At 52.4% G+C, this 5,957-nt stretch carries 8 protein-coding genes; 2 read left to right on the top strand and 6 right to left on the bottom strand.

Going from position 1 to position 5,957, the window contains the following annotated elements; translation table 11 throughout:
* Nucleotides 1–607: MBL fold metallo-hydrolase (locus MVK46_RS09160; RefSeq protein WP_297536373.1), on the bottom strand; the 607-nt coding region annotated here is incomplete at its 3' end.
* Between the two features lie 83 nt (nt 608–690).
* Between MVK46_RS09160 and MVK46_RS09155 the strand changes: the two genes are divergently transcribed.
* Complete coding sequence (locus tag MVK46_RS09155; protein ID WP_297536372.1) at nt 691–1,884, top strand: redox-regulated ATPase YchF; 1,194 nt, start codon at nt 691–693, stop codon at nt 1,882–1,884.
* Here the strand turns inward: MVK46_RS09155 and MVK46_RS09150 are convergent.
* Genes MVK46_RS09150 through MVK46_RS09135 form a run of 4 tightly spaced genes read right to left on the bottom strand, consistent with a single transcriptional unit; the run spans nt 1,856 to nt 4,346 of the window.
* On the bottom strand, nt 1,856–2,800 hold the full coding sequence (locus MVK46_RS09150) for an endo alpha-1,4 polygalactosaminidase (protein ID WP_297536371.1): 945 nt from the start codon (nt 2,798–2,800) through the stop codon (nt 1,856–1,858). The two genes, MVK46_RS09155 and MVK46_RS09150, sit on opposite strands and share 29 nt — an antisense overlap.
* A 14-nt stretch (nt 2,801–2,814) precedes the next feature.
* The gene (cyaB, locus tag MVK46_RS09145; RefSeq protein WP_297536370.1) at nt 2,815–3,327 is read right to left on the bottom strand and encodes a class IV adenylate cyclase; all 513 of its coding nucleotides are present in this window, start codon (nt 3,325–3,327) and stop codon (nt 2,815–2,817) included.
* A gap of 1 nt (nt 3,328) precedes the next feature.
* On the bottom strand, nt 3,329–3,811 hold the full coding sequence (locus MVK46_RS09140) for an Lrp/AsnC family transcriptional regulator (protein WP_297536369.1): 483 nt from the start codon (nt 3,809–3,811) through the stop codon (nt 3,329–3,331).
* Nucleotides 3,789–4,346: a UbiX family flavin prenyltransferase gene (locus MVK46_RS09135; RefSeq protein WP_297536368.1), complete on the bottom strand. Its 558-nt coding sequence runs from the start codon at nt 4,344–4,346 to the stop codon at nt 3,789–3,791. Before MVK46_RS09135 ends, MVK46_RS09140 begins: the two co-directional genes overlap by 23 nt.
* A gap of 71 nt (nt 4,347–4,417) precedes the next feature.
* Here MVK46_RS09135 and MVK46_RS09130 point away from each other — a divergent pair, with 71 nt between their 5' ends.
* Nucleotides 4,418–5,218, top strand: a complete 801-nt coding sequence (locus tag MVK46_RS09130) for a diadenylate cyclase (protein WP_297536374.1) — start codon at nt 4,418–4,420, stop codon at nt 5,216–5,218.
* A 2-nt stretch (nt 5,219–5,220) separates the two neighbouring features.
* On the opposite strand, the gene MVK46_RS09125 is transcribed toward MVK46_RS09130, so the two are convergent.
* Nucleotides 5,221–5,862 (bottom strand): alanyl-tRNA editing protein, encoded by a 642-nt coding sequence (locus MVK46_RS09125; protein ID WP_297536367.1) that lies wholly within the window; start codon nt 5,860–5,862, stop codon nt 5,221–5,223.
* Nucleotides 5,863–5,957: the final 95 nt, after the last annotated feature.

Below are 5,957 nucleotides of genomic sequence, written 5' to 3'. Positions count from 1 at the left end.
CGTGCTTCACTATGCTCACTATCCCCGCGTGACTGCAACCGCTCACAACAACGAGGCCCTCCGGCGTTTTGGCAACGAGGCTCATGTCGTCCCTCAGCTCGTCCCTCACGACCTTTCCGTTCTCGATGGTGTAAACCTCAAGCTCGGTCCTCTCGAAGTCCTCCTTCTCTGCTATCTCGCCGGTTGAGAGGACGTTCTTCGTTATCGGGAGCGGGTCGGCGGTGAGGTAGAGGTCAGCGAGCTCCTCAACTTCCTTTCGCCCAAAGGGGACGCCGACCTCGCGGAGGTATGGCTTCGTGATGAAGTGCCTTCTGAAAATCGAGGGGTGTGCTACAACCGGAACGCGCCTCTCAATGGCCCTTAAAATTCCCAAGAGTCCGCCGGTGTGGTCGTAGTGGCAGTGGCTCAGGAAGACGTAGTCTATTGAGGCCGGCTCTATTCCAAGGAGCTTCATGTTGTGGAGTATTGGCTCTGCGCTCTGGCCGGCATCGAAGAGAATTCTCTTTCCATCGGCCTCGATGAGGAAGCTGACGCCGTGCTGTGCAAGAAACGGGCTTTCATAGCCCGAGTAGTCCTCGACCAGGACGTAAACCCTCAAGGGAACCACCGGGTATAATGACCTCGGGAGCGTTTATGCTTTTCGGCCGAAACCCCTTAAAACCCTCCCCCCAATTTAGGCCGGTGGGAGGAATGGAGATAGGCGTTGTGGGAAAGCCAAACGTCGGAAAGTCAACGTTCTTCTCGGCGGCGACGCTCGTTGACGTTGATATAGCGAACTACCCCTTCACGACCATCGATGCCAACGTCGGCGTGAGCTATGCCATAGCGGAGCACCCCTGCAAGGAGCTCGGCTGTGAGCCGAACCCCCAGAACTACGAGTACCGCGATGGGAAGGCGTTAATTCCGATAAAGATGATTGACGTCGCCGGTCTCGTTCCCGGAGCTCATGAAGGGCGCGGTCTGGGCAACAAGTTCCTCGACGACCTGAGAATGGCCTCCGCCTTAATCCACGTTATCGATGCCACCGGAAAGACCGATGCGGAAGGCCAGCCGACGGATTACCACGACCCTGTTGAGGACATCGAGTTCCTTGAGAGGGAGATAGACTACTGGATTTACGGAATCCTCAAGAAGGGCTGGGAGAAGTTTGCAAAGAGGATTAAACTCCAGCACATGAAGCTTGAGCAGGCCATAGCCGACCACCTCTCCGGAATTGGTGTAACCGAGGAGGACGTCTGGGAAGCGATTCACAGGGTTGGCCTCTCCGACGACCCCACCAAGTGGAGCGACGAGGATTTGCTCGCATTCGTCCGCGAGCTGAGAAAAATCAACAAGCCGATAATAATAGCCGCAAACAAGGCCGACGCCGCCACAGACGAGCAAATCAAGAGGCTCATCGAGGAGGGGAGGAAGAGGGACTACATCGTCGTTCCCACTTCTGCTGCCGCGGAGCTGACCCTCAGGAAGGCGGCAAAGGCGGGCTTCATAGAGTACCTTCCCGGCTCGAACGATTTCAAAATCGTCAAGAAGATGAACCCCAAGCAGGAGAGGGCCCTTCAGCTGATTAAGGAGAAAGTCCTCGACCGCTTCGGCTCGACCGGCGTTCAGGAGGTCATAAACAGGGCCGTCTTCGAGTTGCTGAATCTAATTCCGGTTTACCCGGTTCAGGACGAGAACAAGCTCACCGACCAGTTCGGCAACGTCCTGCCCCATGTCTATCTGCTTCCGAAGGGCTCGACGCCGAGGGATTTGGCCTATAAGGTCCACACCGACCTCGGAAAGACGTTCCTCTACGCGGTAAACGCCAGAACGAAGAGGCGCGTCGGGGAGGACTACGAGCTTCAGTTCAACGACATCATAAAAATCGTCGCAACGGCAAGATAAAGGTTAGAGCTGTCAAGATTATGAACGCCGGCCCGCAGATTCGTTTTTCCTCCTCCCCGTTTTCCTGCCCGGTCTTGACGGTTTTTTCGGAAGGGCCGGTTTCTTCACACGGATTTATGCCGATTCTCTGAAGGCTTACATCCGCCATATAAACGCCTGAAACGTTGTATTTCTCGGCGTAGGAGCAGACAACACCCCTGAACTTCTCAACCTGCACCGAGTTGCTCAGATTGACGTAGCTCAGCGCGAGAATTGGAATGTGAAGGGAGTGCAACTTTTCAACCTGCTCAAGCTCCCATTCCAGGTCTTCTTTGTCATAAATCTCGTACCTTCCGGACGAGAAGTTGTAGTATGTAACGAAGTCCTCGAAGAGTATGTAGTTCACGTAGGGAGCAATTTCATTCGCTATTGAGAACCCCCTGTTGACTATTATCACAATCCCAGGATACCGCTCCCGTATTGCCCTTATCAGGGATATCATGGCCCCCTTTTTGCCGGGGTAAACATCAACGTAGTCTAGGTTATCAAGAAAGATGCCGTTAAAGCCCCTGGATAGAATGTATGGGATGGCATCGTCCAGAACTATCCTCTTCCACTCCGGCGATGAAAAGTTCACGACGGCCTCGTTCCATTCTCCGTTGCGACCTATGATGAGGCTTTTAGGAACATCCTTTGCCCAGGGTTCCCAGCCTCCAATGGTTGCGAGGCTTAGGTAGCCAGCGACGACGTGATGCTCCGCGAGACGGGACACGTAGGTATCGTTTACGGTGGGGGCCAGCACTAAAATATTAAACCTGCTCAGCTTCTGAAACTCAGATGGACCGATGTTACCGTAATAGACGGCAAAAGATACTGCATGAGCGCCCGGCAGAATCAAAAGGACCGCAAGGACCGTGACTATAAGAACCAATTTCACGGGAAGTCACCGAGTCAGGGTGGTGTTTTGCTTTTAATCAGCTCCTGATAGAGTCTCGGCTCCACATCCTTCTCGCTGAGGCCGAGAAGCCTCGCAACCTCCCAGATTTTCTTCTTCGCTTTTTCAACGTCATTTGAGATGACCTCTATATCGAGGAAACCGCCGAGGTCTTCAACGTTGTTAAGCTCGAAGGTAACACTATCGAGTTTGTAAACCAGTCTCCTCTTCCTTACAACGACGTCCTCCCTGAAGCCGAGCCTCTTAAGAATCTCGACGGTCGTTTCAAAGTCAGAGACCTCAACTTCGAGCTCGTCGAACTCTTCATTTCTTCCGGGGTCTTCTATTTCCTTGTACGTTAAGAACGAGCGATTTAGATTTTCTATCAACCTAACACGGAGTAGTTTTGGTAGGGGGAGGCTAAAATAAACATCTTTCTGAATCTCCTCCCCGACAAAAGAGGATCCGAGGGATTCTATTTTCTCCCTCATTCTGTCGAAATCAACCCGAAACTTGACTTCGATTTCCATGTCAGACCCTCACGAGAAATCCTATGAGGTCCCTTCCTTTGTCGAACTCTTGTAGGGGCATTACCTCTATTTTCTTAAGGGTTGGTAGAACTTTTATCGTCTCGTTTATGAACCGTTCAAGCTTCTCCTCATTCTCCTCCCCCACGAGTGCCACAACCCCGTCCCTGCCGCTCCGGGCGACGGCGAGAACGTTGGGGAGTATGGAGAGCGTTTTCATTATGTAGTGTATGTACTTCTCAAGGAAGTCCTCGATAATTGGAGTTTCGGCTTGGATGTAAACGAGCGCCACTGCCTTTGGCCTGAGTTCCTCACCGAGGATTATGGTGTATCTTTCTATAACGCCCTTTTCAAGGAGCTTCTTTATCCTGAAGTGAATTGTCGATTCGGGTCTGTTGAGCCTCTCCGCAAGCTCCGAAATCGTCAGTCGGGCGTCTTCCTTTAGCAGTCTCAAGATTGCTCTGTCAAGGTCGTCCAGCTGAAGCATGGGGAATCCCCCAGCGTTGATAAATATTGTTAGGAATTTCCAGAATATCTAAGATTTTGCCGATTATAAAGTTTATTATGTCGTCCAAATTTTTGGGCTTTGTGTAAAATCCAGGGGAGGCTGGCATAACTATAGCGCCGGCGAGTGTCGCCTTACGCATGTTTTCGATATGGACAATGCTCAGAGGCGTCTCCCTCACCAGGAGGATTAGCTTTCTTCTCTCCTTCAGCGCAACGTCCGCAGTTCTCGTTATGAGGTTGTCCGCGTAGCCGTTGGCTATCGCCGAGAGGGTTTTCATTGAACAGGGGGCTATCACCATGGCATCAAAGGGATACGAGCCCGAAGCAACGGGCGCAAAGAGGTTGTCCTCCCTGTAGTCGGGCTTCAGGTCAACCCCCAGTTCATACTTTGTGACCTTTATTCCGGTCTCCGACGCAAGGAGAGTGACTTCGTGTCCAAGGTTCTTAAGAACCTCAACAAGCCTCACGCCGTAAACAGCCCCGCTCGCGCCGGTAATTGCAACCACGACCCTCATGGTTTTTCACCCCGACTGAATAATCCGCCACCTTTTTATATGTTCTCCCATATTAATTATGGCTGATGGTCATGGGGGAGATACCTAAGATACTTATCGAGAGCGCCGTTGATATAGTCCGGGGGGTTGGGGCAAGGGCCCTTGTGATAATGGAAGAGGTCAGCGAGGATGATATACCTCCCGTGGACGTTACCGTGGTCATTGTTGGCTCCTCCTTTGATGTAGAGGACGAAAGGGTTAAAAAGGTCTCCATACCCCAGAACCTCGACCTCAAAAACGTTCTCAACCTGCTCTCGGCGTTTTTAATTGAGCACGATATCCTCCACGAGGGTGAGTCCTTCGTTTACGTTACCGAGGATTCGATTGGAATCAAGACCGTGAAGAAGGGCATCTCGGCAATGAAAAGCTTCTTTGCCCAGAACCAGAACGTCCTCCAGAGACTGCTTGAGATTTCCATAGAACTGAGCGTTGAGGGGAGGGAGGGAAACCCCGTTGGAACAATCTTTGTGATAGGGGATACGAGGCGTGTTCTAAAGCACTCGCACCAGCTCATCCCCAACCCCTTCAAGGGGCACAGGATAAACGTCCTGGACCGGAACAGCAAGGAAATCATAAAGGAGTTCGCCCAGCTTGACGGAGCTTTCGTCATAAGGGAGGATGGACGGATAATCTCGGCCGGAAGATACCTCGAGGTCGAGCCGAAGGTCATAGACCTCATGCTCCCCCCCGGGCTGGGCAGCAGGCACATCGCCGCGGCGGGGATAACGAAGCTCACCAAAGCGATGGCAATAAGCCTCTCCGAGAGCGGGACGATAAGGATTTTCAAGAACGGCCTAATGCTCCTCGAGTACAACCCGAGAATAAAATATTAAAGTCAGTCCTCAAGCCAGATTTCAAGCCTCTGCTTTCCCTTTCCAAGACTGGAGCGCTTGAACTTCCTGAGGTGTCCTATCTCCTTTATGTCCCTCACATGTGTTCCACCGCAGGGAATGACCTCAAAGTCCCTTATCTGAGTGAGCCTCTTGTCGCCCTCCCACCATATCTTCATCTCCCCTCCTTCATCAACGAGCCTGTTGAAGGTCTCGATTATCTGCTCCTTCCACTTGTTCACGTTCTCCGGGTAAACGATGTCAAGTCTGCCCCTCTCTGCGCTCATTCCGCTCCCGTAGAGCTCCCACTTCTCTGGCAGGACGACGTTAAGGACGTGCTCGAGGAGGTGCATTGCGCTGTGGATTCTCATTAGCTTGTACCTGTAGTCCCAGTCTATCTTGAGCTCAACCTCGTCGCCGGGCTTGAACTTCTCCGGCTCCGCAACAACGTGCCAGACGTTGCCTTCGTCGTCCTTGTAAACGTCCAGAACCTCGACGCCGTTTATCGTCCCCCTGTCGTGGGGCTGGCCCCCGCCGGTCGGGTAGAAAATCGTCTGGTCGAGGAGCAGGGCGTTATCCTTCACCTCGAGAACCTTCGCCTTGGCCTCCTTTAGGTAGGCGTCCTCATAGTAAAGCTTTCTCGTCATGGTATCACCGAGTAAAAGAAACGCTGGGTGCATTTAAATGGGTATCGAAAAGGGAAAAGGTCCTCAGTGCCTCCTCCAGAGGAGAAGCGGAACGA

The organism is Thermococcus sp. (assembly GCF_027066465.1).
Taxonomy (GTDB): Archaea; Methanobacteriota_B; Thermococci; order Thermococcales; family Thermococcaceae; genus Thermococcus.
This window is presented reverse-complemented; position numbering and strand designations above follow the sequence as displayed.

Excerpts from the sequence above, each read along its gene's own strand:
- MVK46_RS09155 (WP_297536372.1), top strand. The coding sequence starts at position 691 with ATGGAGATAGGCGTTGTGGGAAAGCCAAACGTCGGAAAGTCAACGTTC.
- cyaB (WP_297536370.1), bottom strand. The coding sequence starts at position 3,327 with ATGGAAATCGAAGTCAAGTTTCGGGTTGATTTCGACAGAATGAGGGAG.
- MVK46_RS09140 (WP_297536369.1), bottom strand. The coding sequence starts at position 3,811 with ATGCTTCAGCTGGACGACCTTGACAGAGCAATCTTGAGACTGCTAAAG.
- MVK46_RS09135 (WP_297536368.1), bottom strand. The coding sequence starts at position 4,346 with ATGAGGGTCGTGGTTGCAATTACCGGCGCGAGCGGGGCTGTTTACGGC.
- MVK46_RS09130 (WP_297536374.1), top strand. The coding sequence starts at position 4,418 with ATGGGGGAGATACCTAAGATACTTATCGAGAGCGCCGTTGATATAGTC.
- MVK46_RS09125 (WP_297536367.1), bottom strand. The coding sequence starts at position 5,862 with ATGACGAGAAAGCTTTACTATGAGGACGCCTACCTAAAGGAGGCCAAG.